Source organism: Anaerovibrio lipolyticus (assembly GCF_021531495.1).
GTDB lineage: Bacteria > Bacillota > Negativicutes > Selenomonadales > Selenomonadaceae > Anaerovibrio.
Map to the genome: position 1 here is coordinate 1 of NZ_JADYTY010000033.1, position 20,369 is coordinate 20,369.

Annotated in this window: 19 protein-coding genes and 1 pseudogene; 2 read left to right on the forward strand and 18 right to left on the reverse strand. The window is 45.5% G+C overall.

Features of this window, described 5'->3' with window-relative positions:
• Window positions 1-268: 268 nt before the first annotated feature.
• The 16 genes and pseudogenes from I6E26_RS09565 to I6E26_RS09645 all read right to left on the reverse strand — a co-directional run bounded on the left by I6E26_RS09565 (window position 269) and on the right by I6E26_RS09645 (window position 15,675).
• A complete protein-coding gene (locus I6E26_RS09565) occupies window positions 269-2,125 on the reverse strand; it encodes a recombinase family protein (protein ID WP_001820670.1) in 1,857 nt (618 codons plus the stop codon).
• A 54-nt stretch (window positions 2,126-2,179) separates the two neighbouring features.
• Complete coding sequence (locus tag I6E26_RS09570; RefSeq protein ID WP_001820669.1) at window positions 2,180-2,371, reverse strand: hypothetical protein; 192 nt, start codon at window positions 2,369-2,371, stop codon at window positions 2,180-2,182.
• A 71-nt stretch (window positions 2,372-2,442) separates the two neighbouring features.
• A complete protein-coding gene (locus tag I6E26_RS09575; RefSeq protein ID WP_001206986.1) occupies window positions 2,443-2,673 on the reverse strand; it encodes a YdbC family protein in 231 nt (76 codons plus the stop codon).
• A gap of 45 nt (window positions 2,674-2,718) precedes the next feature.
• Complete coding sequence (locus I6E26_RS09580; protein WP_000743700.1) at window positions 2,719-3,573, reverse strand: ParB/RepB/Spo0J family partition protein; 855 nt, start codon at window positions 3,571-3,573, stop codon at window positions 2,719-2,721.
• A gap of 8 nt (window positions 3,574-3,581) precedes the next feature.
• Window positions 3,582-4,655 carry a MobV family relaxase gene (gene mobV / locus I6E26_RS09585; protein ID WP_014636936.1) on the reverse strand — a complete coding sequence of 358 codons (1,074 nt, stop codon included), beginning with the start codon at window positions 4,653-4,655 and terminating at the stop codon, window positions 3,582-3,584.
• Window positions 4,656-5,071: 416 nt separating this feature from the next.
• Window positions 5,072-6,097 carry an AAA family ATPase gene (locus I6E26_RS09590; protein WP_001170964.1) on the reverse strand — a complete coding sequence of 342 codons (1,026 nt, stop codon included), beginning with the start codon at window positions 6,095-6,097 and terminating at the stop codon, window positions 5,072-5,074.
• Window positions 6,098-6,555: 458 nt separating this feature from the next.
• Entirely contained in the window at window positions 6,556-6,726 is a 171-nt protein-coding gene (locus tag I6E26_RS11435; RefSeq protein ID WP_000331638.1) for a hypothetical protein, read from the reverse strand.
• A gap of 83 nt (window positions 6,727-6,809) precedes the next feature.
• On the reverse strand, window positions 6,810-7,235 hold the full coding sequence (locus I6E26_RS09605) for a sigma-70 family RNA polymerase sigma factor (protein WP_000323895.1): 426 nt from the start codon (window positions 7,233-7,235) through the stop codon (window positions 6,810-6,812).
• Between the two features lie 94 nt (window positions 7,236-7,329).
• On the reverse strand, window positions 7,330-7,842 hold the full coding sequence (locus I6E26_RS09610) for a sigma-70 family RNA polymerase sigma factor (protein ID WP_000241709.1): 513 nt from the start codon (window positions 7,840-7,842) through the stop codon (window positions 7,330-7,332).
• 486 nt (window positions 7,843-8,328) lie between these two features.
• Window positions 8,329-8,502, reverse strand: coding sequence for a cysteine-rich KTR domain-containing protein (locus tag I6E26_RS09615; RefSeq protein ID WP_071705139.1), 174 nt, complete (start codon window positions 8,500-8,502; stop codon window positions 8,329-8,331).
• 51 nt (window positions 8,503-8,553) lie between these two features.
• Window positions 8,554-10,473, reverse strand: a complete 1,920-nt coding sequence (gene tet(O) / locus I6E26_RS09620; protein ID WP_235321646.1) for a tetracycline resistance ribosomal protection protein Tet(O) — start codon at window positions 10,471-10,473, stop codon at window positions 8,554-8,556.
• Window positions 10,474-10,839: 366 nt separating this feature from the next.
• Window positions 10,840-11,214 (reverse strand): TnpV protein, encoded by a 375-nt coding sequence (locus I6E26_RS09625; protein ID WP_001129922.1) that lies wholly within the window; start codon window positions 11,212-11,214, stop codon window positions 10,840-10,842.
• A gap of 92 nt (window positions 11,215-11,306) precedes the next feature.
• A complete protein-coding gene (locus I6E26_RS09630) occupies window positions 11,307-13,070 on the reverse strand; it encodes a GGDEF domain-containing protein (RefSeq protein ID WP_235321647.1) in 1,764 nt (587 codons plus the stop codon).
• Entirely contained in the window at window positions 13,070-14,449 is a 1,380-nt protein-coding gene (locus tag I6E26_RS09635; RefSeq protein WP_235321648.1) for an extracellular solute-binding protein, read from the reverse strand. Before I6E26_RS09635 ends, I6E26_RS09630 begins: the two co-directional genes overlap by 1 nt.
• 175 nt (window positions 14,450-14,624) lie before the next feature.
• Window positions 14,625-14,714, reverse strand: a pseudogene (locus I6E26_RS09640) (transposase); the annotation flags it as partial.
• Window positions 14,715-14,832: 118 nt separating this feature from the next.
• A complete protein-coding gene (locus I6E26_RS09645; protein WP_235321649.1) occupies window positions 14,833-15,675 on the reverse strand; it encodes a menaquinone biosynthetic enzyme MqnA/MqnD family protein in 843 nt (280 codons plus the stop codon).
• A gap of 426 nt (window positions 15,676-16,101) precedes the next feature.
• Here I6E26_RS09645 and I6E26_RS09650 point away from each other — a divergent pair, with 426 nt between their 5' ends.
• Both I6E26_RS09650 and I6E26_RS09655 read left to right on the forward strand, forming a co-directional pair.
• Entirely contained in the window at window positions 16,102-16,506 is a 405-nt protein-coding gene (locus tag I6E26_RS09650; protein WP_235321650.1) for a NifB/NifX family molybdenum-iron cluster-binding protein, read from the forward strand.
• Window positions 16,507-16,602: 96 nt separating this feature from the next.
• Complete coding sequence (locus tag I6E26_RS09655) at window positions 16,603-16,794, forward strand: hypothetical protein (RefSeq protein ID WP_235321651.1); 192 nt, start codon at window positions 16,603-16,605, stop codon at window positions 16,792-16,794.
• A gap of 212 nt (window positions 16,795-17,006) precedes the next feature.
• On the opposite strand, the gene I6E26_RS09660 is transcribed toward I6E26_RS09655, so the two are convergent.
• Together I6E26_RS09660 and I6E26_RS09665 are read right to left on the reverse strand one after the other, a co-directional pair.
• Window positions 17,007-18,305 carry an aspartate aminotransferase family protein gene (locus I6E26_RS09660; RefSeq protein ID WP_235321652.1) on the reverse strand — a complete coding sequence of 433 codons (1,299 nt, stop codon included), beginning with the start codon at window positions 18,303-18,305 and terminating at the stop codon, window positions 17,007-17,009.
• A gap of 30 nt (window positions 18,306-18,335) precedes the next feature.
• A complete protein-coding gene (locus I6E26_RS09665) occupies window positions 18,336-20,285 on the reverse strand; it encodes a peptidase U32 family protein (protein WP_235321653.1) in 1,950 nt (649 codons plus the stop codon).
• Between the last annotated feature and the right edge of the window lie 84 nt (window positions 20,286-20,369).

A 20,369-nucleotide genomic window follows, 5' to 3' on the forward strand; every position in this document is an offset into this window, starting at 1 on the left:
TTCTCCACCAGATTAGACGACCTGATTGTGGAACTGCGAAAGGGATACTATACAGCCACAGTCCAGCCATAAAGACCAAAAAAGGCAACAGATTCTAAAAAAATCTGTTGCCTTTTTTGTGAGTAGGTATAAACAGTAGGAAACATATCCAAGATAATACCCTCCCCCATTCGGAAAAGATTTCCACCTGGGGGAGCTTTTTTATGCCCCCAGCATTGGCGCACAAAAAAGAGGCCGTCAACTAAATTCTTAGTACGACAGCCCCATATCAGTCGGTCATTTTTTGCGGACAGTTCATACATGCTATCCTTTTCTGTTCTCTGCTCCTGCGTTTGCTCTCGTTTGATTTCTCCCTCCGTATCTTCTTGGCACAAGCAGGACAATACCTTGATGCACCAGAGCCCGGGACATATTCAACGCCGCACACCGTACAATTTTTAGCGGGCATTGCTGCCCACCGTTTTGTAGGTATGATATGTAATTCATCGACAAAGCCGATGAATTTATAGTAAATCTTGATTTCCTGCTTCACTGTTCCGTCTGCCATCTTCTCACGCTCCGAAACAAGTATCTTGTCTATGAGTGCGTTTATAACTGTTGCATCCAGTTCTTTTAAGCCTTGATAATTTCGGATAAGGGCGAGGAAGTCACGGATTCCCCGTGATTTCTCGTAGCTTTCATTAAGAGTTTCCGTCACCTCTTTCAGCCTTGCTTCAATTTCAAGCTGCTCTTTCTGGTATTTCCCCGACATCATCTCAAAATTCCGCTCGGTAATACGCTCCATGACCTTATCCTCGTAGAGAGAGGAAAACAGCCTGTCCAGTTCCGCAAGGCGTTTGTTCAGCTTCTTACGTTCTTTCTCTAATGCTTTCGCCCTGCTCTGGTCTGTTTCCGTGAGCCGCTTTTCTATGGCCCTGACCGCCTTTTCATCATTCACTGCCATATCCGCAAAACAGTTGATGTCGGCAAGAACGGCATTGAATAAATCCCTTGCTTCTATATTGTGGGCACTACACTCGCTTCTTCCGTTTCTTGCATAATTATTACATGAATACTGTACACAGTCGATAATCTCTGGGCGTTTCCTCCTGTGTACGTTCATTGCCCGCAGAGCACATCCGCAGTCCACACACTTGATAACGCCTGCAAAAATATTTACAAATCCTCCCTTGTTCTGTGGAAGCCTACGACTTGTAATAAGCTGTTGGACAATATCAAATTCCTCCTGCGTGACTATTCCCTCATGGGTATTGGGTATCACTTCCCATTCTTCGGGCAGCTTAGAGGGGCGTTTCTTGCTTTTCATATTGGCGGCAATCCGTTTGTAGCCTACAAGATTTCCCGCATATATCGGGCTTCTTAAAATGCTCCTCACGCTGTTCCCACTCCAAATATAGCGTTTGTCCTCGTTCCCCTCAAAATGACGTTCAAAGCCTGTTTCGCCACGCTCCGCCGCATAAGCGGCAGGGCGTAGGATATGCTGTTTATTAAGATGTCTGCAAATTTTGGCAACTCCATTCCCTTTTAATGCAAGGTCGAATATCTCTTTTACAACATGTGCCACTTTATCATCTATCAGCAGATGGTTGTGGTCGGCAGGGTCTTTGATATAGCCATAAGGGGCGGTAGTTCCCATGAATTTCCCCTGTTGAAACCTCGCCCGATATGCCGATTTTATCTTAACAGATATGTCAGCGGCATACATTTCGTTTAAAATGTTGCGGAAAGGCGTGATGTCCATAGCAGATTTATTCAAGGTATCTACGCCGTCATTGACCGCTATATACCTCACGTTATGCTCTGGGAAGAAAACTTCCAGATATAACCCACAATCAAGATAGTTTCTCCCCAGACGGGATAAATCTTTCGTAATCACGCAGTTTATCAGACCGCTTTCAATGTCTTTTATCATATTCTGGAAACTTGGTCTTTGGAAATTTGTACCAGAATAACCATCGTCCACATACGTTTTTGCTATGTGCCATCCCTGCTTTTTCACATAATCCGTGAGGATGGATTTCTGTGTCGCAATGCTCGCACTCTCGTTATCCGTACCATCGTCTTTAGATAAGCGGCAATAAATGCCGACTAAATAGATTTTCTTTTCTTCTTTGATTCCTGCCATACTGTAAAACCTCCGTATCTGTCCTATCTGTTTTCATGTCCCATTGCGTACATTCTAAGCGGACAGCCCCTCATTGTCGAAGGTGTCGCCCTCGGCAATCTTCTTCCGAATATCCTCGGAGATAATCGGGACAAACGCTTCTGTAACGGTCTGTGTGCCGACATATTCACGGCTGATTATCATCTGCACTGGTGCTTTTGGCACGATACGCTTTCTCTTTTTATCTGCTTTCTTATCCTCGCCCATACTTAAATCTTCCTTTCCAGACAGGGCAGGGAAGAGTTTGGAAATGTCCCCGCCCTGCCAATCAGATACCATTAATCCTCGCTGTTTAATTCTTTCTGTAATGCTTTAAGGAGTGCCGCCGCTTCATCAGCGTTCAGCGTGATTCCCTTGCCGCACTTTTCACGGTTCGGGGAAAAGCTGCGGATGTCATACTTCGGCTCTTTCCCATTCCATGAAATGAGATTGATTTCCTTTGTGTAGCCACTGTCGCCCGTAGACAATACTGCGATTTCCTTTACGATTTCATACTGGATTTCTCTCATTCTCCATACCTCAACTCTCTGTATTTACTTCCCGAAAAAAGAAGATTAGCGGCTGTCACGGTTGCGTTTCCTCTGCAACTCACGCTCCAAAAGTTTGATGATGGTTTCCTCCATCTGCTTCGGCGTTGTGTTCTTCGGAAAGTATTTTTTCAGCTTGCTTGTGTTGATTTTCAAGGTTTCTTTCTGGTTGCCCTTTTCCTCCGTCATAATCGCAAATATCGTATCCATGTCAAGCCGCCCGCTCTGGCTTAACTGTTTCATCCGCTGTGCCTGTGAGAGTGAGGGCGTTGCTTCTTCGCTCTCCATCGTGGCAAAGAGGTTTTCCTGCTCGTCTTTCTTCAAGAAGGACAGTTCCACCGCAGGCGTGAGGGCGATTTTCCCCTCGTCCACCATCTGCAAAATCGGCGGTATCAGTTCCGTCAGGCGGATAAAACGCTGCACGGTCATCCTGCCCACGCCGAAGCCCTGTGCCACCTTGTCGTCCGTCCGCAACTTCGTCACAACTTGTGACGAGGTTAAGTCTGTGCGGAAACCCTGCCGCTTCATGGCTTCGGATTTCATCTTGTAAGCAAACGCCCGCTCCGATGGCAGGATATTCTCACGCTGCAAATTGCTGTCTACAAGGGTGATGATGGCTCGGTCACGGTCTAAGGGCAGGACAAACGCAGGCACGGTATTTATCCCTGCAAGTTCAGAAGCACGGACACGCCGCTGTCCTGCAATCACTTCATAACCGTCCCCGTCCTCTTTCGGGCGTGTGATTATCGGCGTGACAATGCCAAATTCCTTGATGCTTTCCGCTAACTCTGACAGTGTTTCATCTTCTGCCACATGAAACGGATTGTCGGGGAACGGGTACAAGTCTTTGGTCTTTAACACCTTAAAATCCTGTTTCTTCATTCACATATCTACCTTTCTTTCGCTCTGCTTCTATGATTTTTCTGCAATTCTTCCAACACTTCGGGCGGTATTTTTGACAGCAGCCGCCCCATCTGCTCGTTGGTTCTCTGCAATTCAAATATCTTCTGATTCGCTTTCTGCACCTTTAGTTCCTGCTCGTACTTTTCATCACGCATACGCCCCGCATAGTCTGATTCCTGCCCAATTCTCTCTTTCAAACTGTCGATATACGCCTGCTGTTTCCCGATTTCCTTAGAGAATTTCTCCACGTCTGGCAGCCATGCAGAGAGTAAATCTAACGCTTTATCCCTTTTCTTCCCTGCGTTAAAGGCGTTGATGTCGGATAGGGCAGACACGATTTCTTCATACTGTTTATCAAGCCTGCCGCCTAATTTATAGAGCCATGTGGGGACGTGTTTCCGCTTGGTTTCCATTGAGGACTGCCCCCGTTCAAGCTGATTCCACCGTGAGGACATCCGCTCATGGTAGGCGGTCTGCCACTCGGATAATGATTTCTGGTTGCCTAAGATAGCTTTCGCTGACAGCTTATTGTCTGGCGTAATCGGCACAAAGCAGAGGTGCATATGGGGCGTTCTCTCGTCCATATGGACGACAGCGGAGAGGATATTCTGCTTTCCAACACGCTCCGAAATGAAGTCAAGAGCCGTCTGGAAATACGCTTTTTGTTCTTCGGGCGGTAACTGGTTCATAAATTCTGGTGAAGCTGTGATGAGCGTTTCCACCATCATCACGCTGTCTTTCCTTGTCCTGCACCCCGCTTCGGCTACCATGCGGTTAATCTCTTTCTTGTAGGTGTACTTTGGTGGTGCTATGAGATGGTAATTGTTTTTAGAGCGTTCCATATCTATATCTGGGTTGCTTTTGTAGGCTTCTTTCTTCCGCTCGTTGTGGCGTTCACAAGCCGCAACGCCGCCCGCTTTTCGTTTCTGGAAACGCAGGATTGCATAAGGCATAGGCGGATTCCTCCTTTCTTTCGGCGGGTGACCGTCCTTTGGGGTGACAGCGGTGACGGTGGTGACAGCAGTTTTGGGATACCCCCTGCCGACTGCCGCAACTGTCACCCTCACCCCCTGCATGACGGTCATGTCGATGATGACGGTGTTTTTGGGATACCCCCCTCGCAAGAGCCGTCACCGTCATGCCGCCATTCTTTTATCCGAAGCCGTAAGGCGTAGGATAGCAGGGCACAGCCCTGCCTTAAGGGAGTCCAGAGGGAACGTCTGGCACACGACTTTGCAGGGCAAAGTGTAGTGTGTTACACCCTGTAAACGCAGTCGGAAAAATCGGAATGATTTTTCTGACCGCAGGGGTGGTTTTACACGACCGAAAAGGGCGAGTAAATCTCACGCCTGCATTTTGCGTTTACGGGGTGTTCTCCCGTAGGGATGACAGCGGCAGGGTATCCTAAAATCACTGTCACCACCGTCACTGCTGTCACCCGCAGGGCAGAGCCGCCAGCTTTACATGGCTTTAAGCGTCAGTGACAGTAACAGGGGGGTATCCTAATATCGCTGTCACCACCATCACCGCTGTCACCCGCCCTCCTTGCAAGGGCAATCCGCCTGCCGTCTTTCCTGCGGCTGTACTGGTAGCAGATACGGTTCTCGCTTAAAAATGTGGTGCGGTATTCATTCAGCCATTTCGTAATCACCGTGGGTATGGTTTCCGTTTCCCCCATAGCGGCTAACAGTTCCGTTGCCGTGCCTATCCATTCTTCCTTATCCCTCATAAAATCCACCAACCGAAAAAGGACATCTGGTATCGTTTCTTTCGCAAGCTGCTCCTGCGTTTTCCGCTCCACAAGCTCCCAACGGCAATCACGGAAACGCAGCGTGTATTCCTGATAAGGCGTGTCCCTGCCCGTCACATACAGCTTGGCGGTGTCAGACGCACGTTTCTCCTTTTCCAGAACAAAGGTAGCGTCCGCACTCCCCGTTAATCCTGTCGTCCCAGACACCTTGTTGAACACGTCGCTGTCATTCTGCTTTCGGATGTGGTGTACGACAATGACCGCCAGAGAGTGCCTGTCGGCAAAGTCTTTGATGAGGGAGATGTCCCCATAGTCGCTTGCATAGGCATTGTCTTTTGAAGCTGTACGGACTTTCTGCAAGGTATCAATGACAATGAGCCTGCTGTCTGGGTAATCTTTCAGATAATCTTCAAGCTGCACGATAAGACCGTCTGACAGCTTGCAGCTTGCCACGGCAAAGTGGAGCCGCCCGCTTGCTTCGTCCGTCAAACGAAATAACCTGTCCTGTATGCGGCAGAACGTGTCCTCAAGGCAGAGGTAAAGCACATCGCCCTCCATTGTCGGCATATCCCATAAAGGGATTCCCTGCGACACGCATAAGCATAGCTTCAGCATGAGCCAGCTTTTGCCTATCTTCTGTGAGCCGCAGAACAGCGATAAGCCTGTCGGGATAAGGCTGTCCACCACAAAGGATGGTTTCTCAAGCGGTTCATAAAGGAGCGTTTCGGCGTTGACTGTCTGTAACTTCTGCATGGCTTTCCTCCTTTCGGGCGGTGTCTTTGTTTTCGTTGCACATAGGCGTTGACCTCCTTAAAAATAGATTTACTCCCACGGAAAAAAGTGAGAGTATGTAATGCCGCCAATCCCACACAAATAAAAAACAGATTTCTTTTTCGGGCGGTGTCGGTCACGGTTGGAGATATTTCTTCAATTTCCGCCTTTACTTTCTCCTTTGCAATCGCAACAGATTTCTGTATTGCCGAAGCGGTGCAATGCTCCATAGCGGCGATTTGGTAAAAATTGAACTCATACTCGTAGTAGAGCAGGAAACGCCGCCTTTGTATCTCTGGAAGGCTCCCAACCGCCTTATAGAGCGTTTCATTCCGTTCTTCCTCAACCATGCGTTCATCAAGGCTCTTAGGCACACGCAACGCCCGTCTGTAAAGGGTTTCGTCCCATACCTCGTTAAACTCCCTGTGCCGCTCGTCCCATTAGAAAAGATTCCTGTTCCTGCGCTCCATCTGCCGAAACTCCATAAAGAACTGTTCCGACACTTCCAACTCGTGGGATTTGCCCTGCCCGTCCTTAAAGCTGATAAAATACCTTGTGCCGCTTTCCGTGGATTCCTCCCGAAGCGTGTATGCCTTAACCCTGTATGCCATCCTGTTGTCCTCCTGCAAAAAATGAGTGAGGGGATTTCCATCCCTCACCCAGTAGCCCGCAGGATGGCAGGCTGTTTTAGAAGCTATAAAATTTTCCGCAGCTTCTTCCGCAGATGGTCTAACCTCGCATAGATGGCACCAGTCGTCAAATGCACAAGCGGGGCAATCTCCTTTGTGGAATACCCCTGCATTTTCAGCAGGACGATTTTCAAGGTACGCCCGTCCACCGTGACTAATACTTGATAGAGATTTTCGCTCTCAATCTCTTCCAGTAACTCCGCAACCGTACCCACTTCCGCCTGCCGCTCCCTGCCTGCCATGTCCTCAAGATATTCCGCAACGTCATTCGTCCATCGGTAAAACCGCCTGTTGGAATTGAAGTCTGCCCTGTCCGCCATGCGTATCTGCTCAATGGTCGCTTCATCAACGCCGCACTCACGCAGCAGCTTTTCCTCCGCTTCTTTCCAGATACGCCATTTCCTGTCCTCCCGTCCGTGGTTGTATGCCATTCTTACTTCCTCCAATCAGAATTGATTGAGAGGGCAGAGAAAAGCCCCCTCATCTTCCCAAAGGAAAAAACAAGGGGGCTGAACGCCTTAAATTTTAATTTTCTATTATCTTTCTTAGTTTTATTAGGATTCTGGCTTTGCGTTTGTTTACAACGCTCTGGGTTATGCCCAACCTCGCCCCGACTTCACGCTCGGAAAGTCCGTCAAAAAAGATTGCCTGTATCAGCTCCTGTTCACTATCCGACAGCAAAGGCAGGGCGGCTTTCAGCCTGTCCACCATGACCGCATTGACAACGGTTTCTGCAATGTCCACCGCTTCATCAGTGATAAAGTCCAGAGGATTCCCCTCGCTGTCCGTAAATCCGTCGAGAGATAGCAGTCTATTCTTTGTATCTAATTTTTGCAGATAACGCCACCGTTCCTTGTCACGGTAGAAGTCTGTGTATTGCTCCCTCACGACTTCAAGCAGACAGCCTTGAATGGGGATAAACAGCTTGTCCATATAGGTCTGGTCGGATTCCCTGCAACGGCAGAACTCCGTGTAGGATAATTCCACATAGCCGCCACTTTCTCTGATATATACCTTTCTTGGTGCATATTTCACCATAAATACCTCCCATCTGAATTTTTGAAATGTAAAAAATCCAGATGGAGAGGCGGAGAACGACACCGCATATCAGAAACAGCCCTACGGCACTTTCCAACAAAAATCGACAAAAGAAAAACCGCAAAGGCTCTGTGACCTTTACGGTTATAGGAAATAGTAATTCTATTGTATGGAGATTGTACTTCTACTTTCAAGGTGAGAAGTACCGTTGCACTGGCAGAAATTTTTTTAACTGGTTTCCTGCCGTTCTCTGATATGCTATGTATTGATAAATTTTGCTTCGTATGAGCAGATAGATAACTGCCCGAAAAAAGGACATAAAAAAATCCCTCCAAATTTAAAAGCAAATTCAGAGGGTAATTTAGGGTATAACAAAATAACCCACCCGAATATGTTTTTTTTATTTGGTGAGTTTGTTCTTTCAAATACTAAACAAAAAGAGCCGATGATTCGTGAATTGTTCCACAATTTCATCGGCTCTGCGTCTTAAGCGTCTGGCTCTTTGATGACAGTTATCTTCAAGTTGTCAACTTTAATCAATCTTTCTTGTCTGCATTTTGGACAATAAAGAGGATAATTCTTCAAAACAGTGTCCTTCCTAATTTTATTACGGGTTTTGCTCCCACAAACAGGACACAATATCCATTCGCATTTCATCATAATTAGTCTCTAATCCTTTCAAAGCTCATTTTATACGACTTTTGCAAGCTGTTAAGCTAACTTGTGGAACATATGCCGAACCTTATCTATACGGCTATTCGGGCGGCGAGGTTGGCAAATAAGTTGACCAATAGCTGACTGGTATCCTTTTAACTCTGTCAAGCAGACTCCCTGCCCATTTGTGAAATAAGTTAAATCGTTCCTGTATTCTTGAATACATCTAGCAGGGATTTCTCCTTTCAGAATGACCTCGTCATTCTTTATCTGAGTACTTACAATATCTGCACAATACCTTGGAGCATCATGATACGCCCGTGAGAGATATTCCTGCGGTGCATAAATTTCAAAGTGGAGATATGGCTCTAATAGTTCTGTCCCTGCTTTTTTTAAAGCCTGCTCCAATACGATAGGGGAAAGCAGCCGAAAGTCTGCGGGGGTACTTACAGGACTATAATACAATCCATATTCAAAACAGATTTTACAGTCTGTCACTTTCCATCCATACAGCCCCTGCTCGCAGCCATAAAGAACCCCCTCCATAACCGCATTTTGGAACGATTGATTTAAATATCCAAGTGAAACTCTGCTTTCATACTGCACTCCGCTTCCAATAGGGAGCGGCTCTATGGACAACCCGACAGAAGCCCAGAAAGGATTTGGCGGGACTTCTATGTGGATGGTATATTCTGCTTTTCTAAGCGGTCTTTCCATATATATAACAGTAGGCTCTTTTATTTCTGCCTCCACATGATATTTTTCCTCAAGGATGGCACAAATGACTTCCATCTGCACATTCCCCAAAAAAGAAAGTATAATCTCATGCGTTGTAGTATCCACATAATATTTTAAAAGAGGGTCGCCATCTGAAATTTCTGTAAGTGCCCCAAGCAATATTTCCCGCTGTTCAGATTTCTTTACTGCAATCGTTGTTTGGAGCATAGGGAGAGGATTTTCAATAAATTTTCTCTGCGGCAACAGTATTTCGTTCCCCAAAATACTGTTTAGCTGCAAAACATCATTTGGTAAAATTACAATATCACCAGAGCAGGCTGTATCGGATGAATATAATTCACCGTTTGTCGGAACACACATCTCTGTGATTTTTATTTTCTCTTTTTCAGATATTCTAATAACATCCCTCAAATGCAATGTTCCGCTATATATACGCACATAAACAAAACGCCGCCTTTTCTCTGAATATTCAATCTTAAAAACCTGCCCGCATAGTTCAGATTGACCTTCAGGCGTTGATGAATAAAATTTACTGGCAATTACTTCTATAAGCTGCCGAATCCCCAGATTGTTTTTAGCGCTTCCGTGATAAACGGGAAATAACGTTCCGTTTTGGAATCTCCTGTTTTCTTCCTGTTCCAGTTCTGACATTTTAAACGGTTTCCCTGACATATATTTCTCTAATAGTTCATCGTTTCCCATAATTACCGCATCCCACTGTTCCATATCGTCATTGTCCGTTACATTTATATGGGGATGCTGCCCAACCTTTTGCTTCACTATAATTTCCGAAGAAAGCTTTGCTTTCATTTCCCGATATACCATTGGCAAATCAATCCCCTCTTGGTCAATTTTATTGATGAAAAAAATTGTCGGAATCTTCATTATCTGTAGTGCATGAAACAGTATACGGGTCTGTGCCTGTATGCCATCCTTTGCAGAAACTAATAATACTGCTCCGTCTAATACGGATAAAGAACGGTATACTTCCGCCAAAAAATCCATATGGCCTGGCGTATCTATAATGTTGACTTTTACATCCTCCCACTGAAAAGATGTCACTGCTGTCTGGATAGTGATTCCCCTTTGACGCTCCAAATTCATTGTATCTGTCCTTGTTGTGCCTTCATCTACGCTCCCTAGTTCTGCAATTGCACCACTGGTATACAATAAACTTTCCGTTAATGTTGTCTTTCCTGCGTCAACGTGAGCCAGAATGCCTATGTTAATTATTTTCATGTGATTTTCCTCCTATCAACACCCAAAAAAGGGCATAAAAATACCCAGTGATAAATACTCCTATCACTGGGTAAATAACTCCAATAGCCCCAAAACACTTATATGTTTTCGGGCATATAAAATTACATGATAAAAGTATTCTTAAACTGGGTACAAAAAACTAAGCCCCATATTAAAAGTGAAACGGGACTGCTACTTTTTGTTCCCACTATCAAATTGACAGTTTATTTAAGAATACCTTGCCGCATATTTATTAACTCCTTGTATAACACTGAATCTAATTATATTCCTTAACCCTTTATTTGTCAAGCTGACAAACTAAAGCAGAAAAAGCGGCAGGATTTCCCCCTGCCACTAATCATCTGTTTATGCAAAAATAATTTCCTTTTCCACAATCTCCCTCGCACAAGCCCTTATGTTATTGAGGCATCCTGTCCATTCTAAGGCGTTTTCTGCCTTTAGCTGTTCCGTTATGCCCTGTGCCTGTTTCATACCCTCTATGAGCCTTTCAAAGCGTTCCTGTGCCTGTCTGTTGATGTCGGCAAGGTAGGCGTTTAGCCTGCCGCTTGTAAGAAGATTGGTGTATGTAACTTTACGGTACTGTTTTAGATAATCTAAATGCCGTTGCCCCCAGATGCCTATTGCCTGTTCTTCTTCGGCGGGTACAGTTAAGCACGGTATCAAATAATCCCCTTGCCTTTCGTATTTGCCGCCCAGTTCCTCAAATAATGATTTTGCCATTGTCTGTTACCTCCACATTCTTTTTTATTTTGAATGTCCGCAAAATCCGTCCTACATCCTTCAAACACCATCATGTAATTAAATCATGGCTATCATGAAGCATCCGTCAGCACAGTTTCCATCACGCACTGATTCCGCCCATGATTTTTCGCATAATAAAGCGCCTTATCCGCCCGCTCCTGCATGGCCTTCTCCGAATCATTGCCACCGATATGCCAATAGCTGACACCGATACTGCAAGTTATCTGCCTGCCCTCCAAAAGCACACTTTTTTCCAGATCAGTGCGAATCTTCTCCGCCAGCTCCCATGCTTCTGTCAGCGTATACATGGAGCAAATAACCATAAACTCCTCACCGCCATAGCGGATAAAGGTATGCCTGGCATCCAGATTGCGCCGCACAATATCCGCCATGCCCACCAGCACCCTGTCACCTGCCGCATGGCCATAGGTATCATTGACAGACTTGAACTTGTCTATATCCATCATCATCATGGCAAAAGGCAGCTTGCTATCCTCTGCCGCATTGATAAGCTCTGACATAACTTCGGCCATCTTTATGCGGGTAAAGCTCCTGGTAAGAGGATCTACCTGAGCCTTGTGCTTCTCGCTGATAACCTCCTGCTCAAGCTGCTTGTTCTCCTCCTTGAGCCGATTCTCGTCCCTGATAATGCGATTAATCATGTACAGTATGGACACCAGCACAGGAACAAGCATCACATTTCCCCACGGACTTTGCAGAGAAATAACGTTGAAATAAACTCCCAGAAAATAGGCAATATAAAACCCTGCCGTAGTACATATTGTAACGGCCATCCGCACATTGTAGGCATAAGCAGCCACATCATGCCACGCGGAGTTCCACAGTATGCTGCTCATCATCACCAGGCTCATGCCATTCCACATGAAATCCAATGTCAGCACCCTCTCCAACCCGGCTATATCACTAAGATCCAACACCACTGCCAGAGCGGGAATAATGGTGCCACCGCAGATAGCCATCCTGACCGTCTGATCAAAGCGTCCATTCAGCCACTTATAGACCATGAACATAAGAGGCAATGGCTGTACATACAGCATCAAAAGAGAAATATAGTACCAAAATGACAAATTGTCATACAGCAGGAACACCGTCCAGGAATTTGCCGCCATGCGCAGGATACCAATCAGAATAAAAAGGATAGCGGCAACATGAGTAAGCTGGCTATTGTTTTTTTCAATCCAATAATGCATGGCCAGCATGACAAGAACTACTATGGAAAAAAATATCATCAGTATGCTGATGCTGTCATGCTGAAAAATCCTCTGAGTCTGCATCAGGCTGTCATCTACCGAAATCTCCTGCAGGCGGAACAAATCCTCCTGCTTTTCGCTGTAGACCTGAAAGCTCACCTGTCCCCCCGGATAACTGGAAGGAAGATTTACCATGTGCCATCTGGTTCCATTGATATGATTTCCCCGGAACACATCCTGGCTGTCATAAATCATATCATCATCCAGAAAGACGCGCACTGACTGATTTTCTGTCACAAAGAACAGCACAGGGCTGTTGAAATGTATCACCTTGGGCAACCTGGTACTTAGGATAATGCAGTTGGTATCAGGCCGAAGCTCCGGCTGACTGCCCTGCTCGTACAATTTCCAGCGTTTGTCATTGTACATCATATTGGCATTCAGGTTGGTCAGAGTGACCATGTTTGGCTCAATGTGTCCTGATTCGTAGTATTTCCATTTTCCATCCAAAGGCACAGCCTCACAACTGCCGCAAAGCCACATCCCCTGTCCCAAAAGAGCAAACAGGGCAATGAGCAGATGCCAGGGATATTTTTTTATATTCTTTTCCCATTTCTCCATCATCAGTAATCCATCTCCCCTTCTGCCCCATCAGTTTTATAAGAAAAAAACGCTCCCTGCAGCTCAGGATAAATGTGCCACACATTAGCCATAAACTTCTGCCACGCTCCCTCCCGTGGAAGCCTGCCGTCAAAATAAATCCTGAAGCAGTTGTGGAATGTTTCATGTATTCCCTGATCGTAGGAGGAAATCTGAGATACATGTATGGATTGGGCGGCATCCATCATAATTCCATAGGGATTCTGTCCTGCTAGAAAATCCATGCCGTAGCTTTTATCAGCTGCCAGCCTGCTCATAATCTGCCTGTCGTTGACAAACTCCGCATCGGTTTTTGCCATCTCTGTCAGCACCTGCTTGTCCAGGCAGATAGTACGCATAATATCTGCCACCAGCTCCTGATTGTCCGTTTTACTGCTGGCAAAAATCCAGGTGCCCCCCCAGAAGGAGGCCTCCGGACCATGGCAGACGCCCCATTTGCCGTAGGTATCCGTTCCTCCCAGGTTTTCATCCCGCGACAAAGGAATCAGGGCATACTTTATCAGCCAGGCAGGGCCAAAATAGCAGAAGGAATCCCCCCGCACCTGCCTGTTCCAGTTGGTTTCCCACAAGCCGTAAGGATAGTTGTAGCCTTTGGCCTCAAACCTCTGGGTCTGCCTGATCCATTCTTCCATGTGAGGGTCTATCACAAAATACCCCTCCGGGGCAATCCATGGCTTTTCCACCCCTGCCCAATACACCCTGTAGGTATCCATATACCCAGGCAACATATGATAGCCTGCCTGCTTCATGAGCGCCGCTGTCTTCTCAAAGGCCTCCCATGTCTGCACATGCTTCTGAACCACCGCAGGCTCATCACTGCCCAGCACACGTTTGGCAATATCCCTTCGGTAAATCATAACACTGGGCGCAGCCTGCCAGGATACCCCCCGCAACCGCCCGTTGCTATCTGTTGCCAGATCCCTGGTATAGACAAAGGCATCACGCAAATCCTTCTCCTCTATGCCCAGCTTGTCAAGAGCCATGGATACATCCTCTGCCTCAGCATATTTGCGGATGTAGTCGGATTCCGTCAAAAAAATATCCACATTGTCGTTGGAGTTGAGATTGTCCATCTGCAACGCCTTGTCCAGCGTATGCTGATAAACATGATTGGTATAGGGAACTACAACCCAGCGCACCTTGACATTGCCTATCATCTCCGTTTCAGGATCGTAGGCCGGATAATGCTTCGCCAGAAGCTCCCGGAAGCTGTTGTCCCAGCAATAAATATTCAGTATCCTACCCGGCATAAAGTTTTTATATACGTAAAAACCACAAGCGCATATAAGCAACAGTACCACTGTCATCAATGTATATTTTTTATGCTTTGCCATCATATCCATCCCTGCATCCTCCTGCCATCCATGCACATAGAGCCTGGTGAACCCATCAACTTATTTTATCTTATAGTAGTATTTTACCACAAGCAAGAAGAAAATGCTTGCTTTTTCTATAAATTGAAATACTTATCTAAATTTCAATTCATTCTTTCACTATTATTCCTGTTCCCAAACAGATTCTTGCAAAGCATTTGTAGACTGTATTCCATTTACCATAACGCTCAGGAAGGTCACGCCACGGTGCACCGCTACGGGCAAGCCAAAATATGCTTTAATCAACACGCCCTAAACAATTTCCTACGGCAAAATGCAAAAATCCCTGTACCAACCTACACTTAGCCAGTTTGTACAGGGATTTTCTTTTTCCAAAACCGTCCCTTATAGAATCAACGGTTGACCTCAGCTACCCGAATACGAGGCCTGCGAGGTATCAAATGCTGTTCATAGGCCAAGTCATAGAATACCCGCAGATTATCAATATATTCCTCTGTCAGATTCCATTTGATAACATTCATATATTCGGCAACCTGAGCCTCCGTAAATGGCCGCTCATTAATGATACCCTTGATAGCTTCCTGCTTGTGTCTTACCCCTTCATTCAAGGACTGATAAAGTCTATCATAAAGCAGCTGCACCCCTTGAGGATTAGCCTGAGCATAATCCCTGTTTACAGCCCATACAGCATAAACCATACAGCGATCCGTAAGCTTTTTCCACTCCCGGCCCAAATCATAATAATAGAAATTTTCCTTATCCTTGTGATGATAAACATACAAAGCATCATCACCAATCAGCAGGGATGCGGTGGCATCTCCCGGCACTGGGCTGGCTGGAGTTAAATTCCGTATATAATAATGAGGATTAGCATCATAAGCCTTGGCCATAATAATTTTCAATAGACAATGAGCCGTAGCTGACTGAGCTGTTAGAATAATCTTATCCTCATTGATTTCCTCTATAGGCTTCCTGGATACCAGCAATATACTCTGTACTGGCCCATCAGCTCTTACACAAAGGTCTGGCAAAATCAGCAAATCCTCATAGTTCCGCGCATATACAATCGAGGAAACCTCGCTGGCGTCCAGTCTCCCTGTCAGCAAATCATTGTTCATTACTGCTGGCACGCCATTTTTTAGCTGGATACCATCCTTCAAATTCAAAGTATTTAGGCCATAGGTCAGAGGCAGTACATTGAGAAAATGTATATGCCCCAGGCGTGGTGTATTCATGAAATCCCTCCGTAAATAGATACTTTTGCTACAACTGCTGCAATTCGTTCCAGCCAGTCATTGTCACATGAAATATATTATACACTCTTTTTTTACTTTTGTTTAGATATATAACCTTGTATACAGGATAATTTTTAATGAAATTTTAATGAATTTCGTGTATAATAAAGAAAACACTGGTGGTGGTGCAACGCCGTTGTCTGTCGTTGTCACGCACCAAAGCAGCCTGCTGTGATGCCTGCTGCTTTTGGATGGGGAAAATATATCTTTTTTGCAGGGATTTATTCTCCCCTCCAGCCCCAGTGAAGGAATATGCCCTTCTGAATTATTCAGAGGGGATATTTTTTGACCAACTTACGTCGTTGTGGTTGTAATATACAGCCATAAAATAATATTTCATTTCAAAGAGGAAAAGGGGAATTGACTATGAAAATTGCAGTTACTTATGAAAACGGTCAGATTTTTCAGCATTTTGGCCACACCTCTCAGTTCAAGGTTTATGAGATTCAGAACAATCAGATTACTTCCAGCCAGGTTGTAGACACTGCTGGCAGTGGTCATGGTGCTTTGGCAGGCTTCCTTATGGAGCATGGCATTGATACCCTTATCTGCGGTGGTATTGGCGGCGGTGCTCAGAATGCTTTGGCTCAGGCAGGTATCAAACTCTATGGTGGAGTTGCCGGAGATGCGGATGCTGCTGTACAGGCTTTGCTGGAAAATAATTTACAGTTTAACCCTAACGTACACTGCAGCCACCATGACCATCAGCATGGCGAAGAGGGCCATACCTGTGGCAGTCACGGCTGCGGCAGCAATCATAGCTGTCACTAAGCAAAATAAATAATATATCTAGTCTCCAAAAGAATATTTGCATTACTGTCTATTTTGTAATATTATACAGACATAGTGTTTTGTTTGGAGGTTCCCATGTTAGACTATATTATTACCCATATCAGTGGACATTATATGAACGGCGTTGATTATGGAGCTATTGGCGGATTTATGCTGTATCGCATTCTCCAAGGCTCCATCCGCCGGATTATGTACAAGGTAGAAAAAGTCATTGTACTATATATTGCTATTTTCATTGGCTATCAGCTTTATCAGTACCTTGGCTAGATACAGCCTTACATAACGAATTTTTTGGCAATCGAAAAGGACAGTGTTTTGAGATTTACTCGAGCCACTGTCCTTTTTTATAGGAATTTTACCCCATGCTAACGGGTGCTAAGGCTCCCTCCTCTCAGGAGGGAGTTAAGCACCCGTAAAGCTCTGGATTTATTCGACTAAATTCAGTGGGATACTAAAGCTCCCACTGAATAAGTCTCATTTTACAACTTAAACTGAGTTAGTACATCTTCCAGAGTGTTCAACACATTGTTCACATCTGTCTCTGTAATAACCAAAGGAGGCTGGAAGGCCATAACATTTCTTGCTACACCATTCTTGCCAATAATGAAACCTCTATTTTTCATTTCTTCCAGTACCATTTCCAGTTCTTCTGGGGCAGGAGATTTGTCAGCATGAACGAACTCCGCTCCTCGCATCAAGCCGATACCGCGAATATCGCCAATAATAGGATGCTTCTTCTGCAGCTCAACCATACCGTCATAAAGCTGCTGACCTCTTGCCTGAGCATTTTCCATCAGATTATGCTCCTGAATATACTTCAGCACCCCTAAACCAGCTATGGATGAAACAGGATTGCCGCCTAAGGTGGAGGCACCTGGCTTGGTATAGGTATCAGCGATCTTGGCAGAAGCCGTAAAGGCAGAAATTGGCGCACCATTGCCTAAAGCCTTGGCCATAGTCATAATATCTGGCACCACATCAAAATTCTCTATGGCAAACATCTTGCCAGATCTACCAAAACCAGTCTGCACCTCATCAATAATTAACAAGGCATTATGACTTGCCAGAATCTCCTTCAACCGCTTGAAATACCCCTTTGGCGGAGTAACAATACCTGCATTACCCTGAATTGGCTCCGCAATCAGAGCTGCTGGCTGACCACTGGTAGCAGTGCGGATCAAATCATCTACCGCATCTGCACAGGCATAATCACACTCTGGGAACTTCTTTCCCAAAGGACAGCGATAACAATAAGCATTAGGTGCAAAATGAATACCGCCACAAGGATGTGGATCTGTACGCCACATTTGAATGCCAGTCAGGCTCATGGTTAATTTGGTACGACCGTGCAAACCATTCCGCAGGGCAATAAATTCATCCTTACCAGTGTATATGGAAGCCAACAACAAAGCTCCTTCATTAGCCTCAGTACCAGTAGAGCAGAAGAAGGTCTTTTGCAAATCCCCAGGAGTTACCTCTGCCAGCTTTTCTGCCAGATTAACAAAATTCTCTGTAAGGTAGGTATTGCACACATGCTGCAGACTCTGTACCTGCTTTACTACCTCTGCATTTATCTCAGGGTTGCAGTGACCGCAGTTGATAACAGAAACACCAGCAAAGCAATCCAGATACTTCCGTCCTTCACTATCAAAGAGATACTGCATTTCACCCTTGACGAACTGTCTAGGCTCCTTATAAAAATGAGCCAGGCAAGGCATAATATACTTTTTCTTTTTCTCTAAAATGGCCTCAGGGCCAATAGGCTTCTCCAAAGACATAATAAACGCTCCTATTATCCTTTATTTAGATTACAGTGAATTCTGAGACTGACGGAATCTATAAACGCCAATACCCAGCTGACGAGGGCCTGATTTCTGCATAGCGGCAAAATCCTCCTGATTCAAGAATTCCTTGCCAACAGACAGATTATCCAATGCCTTACGATAAGCGCCAGTCAGCTCTCCCACCAGCTCTGGCTCATAATCCTTGGCCTCAATGCGATAGGAAGCTACTCCCTTTAGCTTATCCAAATATGGATAGTAACACAAATCCTTGGCGAAAAGGATATGGGTTCTGCCAAATTGATCCATGCGCAGGCTGTGAAGCTGTCCTACAGAATCCTTCAAGGCATAGTGCTTCTCCATCAGCTCAGGATTGCTGAGATGATGATATGGCACCTGCATGGATACAAAATTGTGGTCGCAAATCATGGACTCATAGCTGCCATGAACCACAACCTCAATTGGCAATGGAGATTTCTCCACCAGCTCCTTAAGCTGTCCATAGGCCAGCTCAAAGGAAGCAGTACCCATTACCAGTCCATTCTTTTTCAGGAAGGAAGCTGCCATATGATTGAAAAGATTGAAGGAAAAATCTGCCTGCACTGGCAAATCTGTATATTCCTGGGCCAGCTTCAAGGAGCCTAGATTGCTAACCAGAAGTCCATCTGGCCCCAGCTTGCTGACAGTGGTCAGGAACTGCTCCAGCTGTCCACATTCTCTCCGCATGGTGGTACGAGGTGTGCTAATAACTACCTTTACATTGCTGCTATGGGCAATCTCAATGGCCTCCTGAATTTCCTGCATGGTCCAAGGTCTTTTTGGCTTAAATACCTCCCCTGCCAAATAAACTACATCAGCACCATTGCTGCAGGCAGCCTTTAAACCAGCCAAATCGGCTACCTGTACAGACAGAGTATGATGCGCCTGAACAGGTGCCTCTATAGGGGCCTCCTCCTTGAGAATTTCATCCTGGAAGCCTGGCTCCTCTACGGCATTACTAAAGAATCTAGGCTCTCTGCTGCCATCAAAGCCAATATCCTTGGCATCAGGCTGTCCCAAAGCAAAGGTAGTAGTAAAATCTCTAGCCCGATTCTGGTACAAATCCTGCCAATCCTCTTCGTTAATACTATAGCCCATAGGATCTGCAATATAGGCATCAATAGCCCGTCTATAGGTAGCTACAATACGGCGCACGAAATCTGCTGGACGCATACGGCCTTCAATTTTAAAGGAGAATACCCCTGCCTGAATCAGCTCAGGAATATTGCGATACATACACATATCCTTCAAGGCCAGCTTATAATCATGCTGATCATCCTTATCTAGAACAGCACCAGTATCCTCCTCTACCAGCTTATAAGGCCAACGGCATGGCTTCAAGCATCTGCCACGATTGCCGCTCTGGCCGAAGAGAACGCCGGAATGAATGCACTGTCCGCTTTCCGCAATACACATATCCCCATGCATAAAATACTCAATCTCCAGACCTGTCCGCTCCTTGAAGAGAGACAGCTCGGAGAGAGTCATTTCTCTGCCTACTACAATACGGGTAATGCCATATTCCTTCAGCTTCTTGATAGCATGCTCGTTATGAGTGTTCATCATAACTGAGGTATGAAGGGGAATATCAATGCCCAGCTCCTTGGTTAGCTCCAAAACCGCAAAATCCTGTACCAGAATTGCATCAGGCTTAATCTCATTGAGATAAAGCAGATATTTTTTCAGAGGCTCTACCTCTTCCACGCTAATCAGGTTATTCAGGGTTATATACAGATGAACTCCGTGGGCGTGAGTATATTCTATGGCCTTTTTCAGCATTTCATCGTCAAAATTAGTTTCCTTATTGCGGTGCATACGCATATTAAAATGCTTGCCCCCCAGATATACAGCATCAGCCCCTGCTTCTACAGCAGCCACAAGGGCATCCCAATTCCCTGCCGGAGCCAAAAGCTCCACGGATTTACGGTTCAAAATCATTGCTTACATTACTGCTACTAAAAACATAGACAAAAGTGTATATGTCTTAGAAAAATTCCTTGTTCATCGTGCTCGCTCTCGCCG

Bases quoted from the DNA above. Each gene is read 5' to 3' on its own strand.
- I6E26_RS09565 (WP_001820670.1), bottom strand. From the start codon at position 2,125: ATGGCAGGAATCAAAGAAGAAAAGAAAATCTATTTAGTCGGCATTTAT.
- I6E26_RS09570 (WP_001820669.1), bottom strand. From the start codon at position 2,371: ATGGGCGAGGATAAGAAAGCAGATAAAAAGAGAAAGCGTATCGTGCCA.
- I6E26_RS09575 (WP_001206986.1), bottom strand. From the start codon at position 2,673: ATGAGAGAAATCCAGTATGAAATCGTAAAGGAAATCGCAGTATTGTCT.
- I6E26_RS09580 (WP_000743700.1), bottom strand. From the start codon at position 3,573: ATGAAGAAACAGGATTTTAAGGTGTTAAAGACCAAAGACTTGTACCCG.
- I6E26_RS09590 (WP_001170964.1), bottom strand. From the start codon at position 6,097: ATGCAGAAGTTACAGACAGTCAACGCCGAAACGCTCCTTTATGAACCG.
- I6E26_RS11435 (WP_000331638.1), bottom strand. From the start codon at position 6,726: ATGGCATACAGGGTTAAGGCATACACGCTTCGGGAGGAATCCACGGAA.
- I6E26_RS09605 (WP_000323895.1), bottom strand. From the start codon at position 7,235: ATGGCATACAACCACGGACGGGAGGACAGGAAATGGCGTATCTGGAAA.
- I6E26_RS09610 (WP_000241709.1), bottom strand. From the start codon at position 7,842: ATGGTGAAATATGCACCAAGAAAGGTATATATCAGAGAAAGTGGCGGC.
- I6E26_RS09615 (WP_071705139.1), bottom strand. From the start codon at position 8,502: ATGATGAAATGCGAATGGATATTGTGTCCTGTTTGTGGGAGCAAAACC.
- I6E26_RS09625 (WP_001129922.1), bottom strand. From the start codon at position 11,214: ATGGCAAAATCATTATTTGAGGAACTGGGCGGCAAATACGAAAGGCAA.
- I6E26_RS09630 (WP_235321647.1), bottom strand. From the start codon at position 13,070: ATGATGGAGAAATGGGAAAAGAATATAAAAAAATATCCCTGGCATCTG.
- I6E26_RS09635 (WP_235321648.1), bottom strand. From the start codon at position 14,449: ATGGATATGATGGCAAAGCATAAAAAATATACATTGATGACAGTGGTA.
- I6E26_RS09645 (WP_235321649.1), bottom strand. From the start codon at position 15,675: ATGAATACACCACGCCTGGGGCATATACATTTTCTCAATGTACTGCCT.
- I6E26_RS09650 (WP_235321650.1), top strand. From the start codon at position 16,102: ATGAAAATTGCAGTTACTTATGAAAACGGTCAGATTTTTCAGCATTTT.
- I6E26_RS09655 (WP_235321651.1), top strand. From the start codon at position 16,603: ATGTTAGACTATATTATTACCCATATCAGTGGACATTATATGAACGGC.
- I6E26_RS09660 (WP_235321652.1), bottom strand. From the start codon at position 18,305: ATGTCTTTGGAGAAGCCTATTGGCCCTGAGGCCATTTTAGAGAAAAAG.
- I6E26_RS09665 (WP_235321653.1), bottom strand. From the start codon at position 20,285: ATGATTTTGAACCGTAAATCCGTGGAGCTTTTGGCTCCGGCAGGGAAT.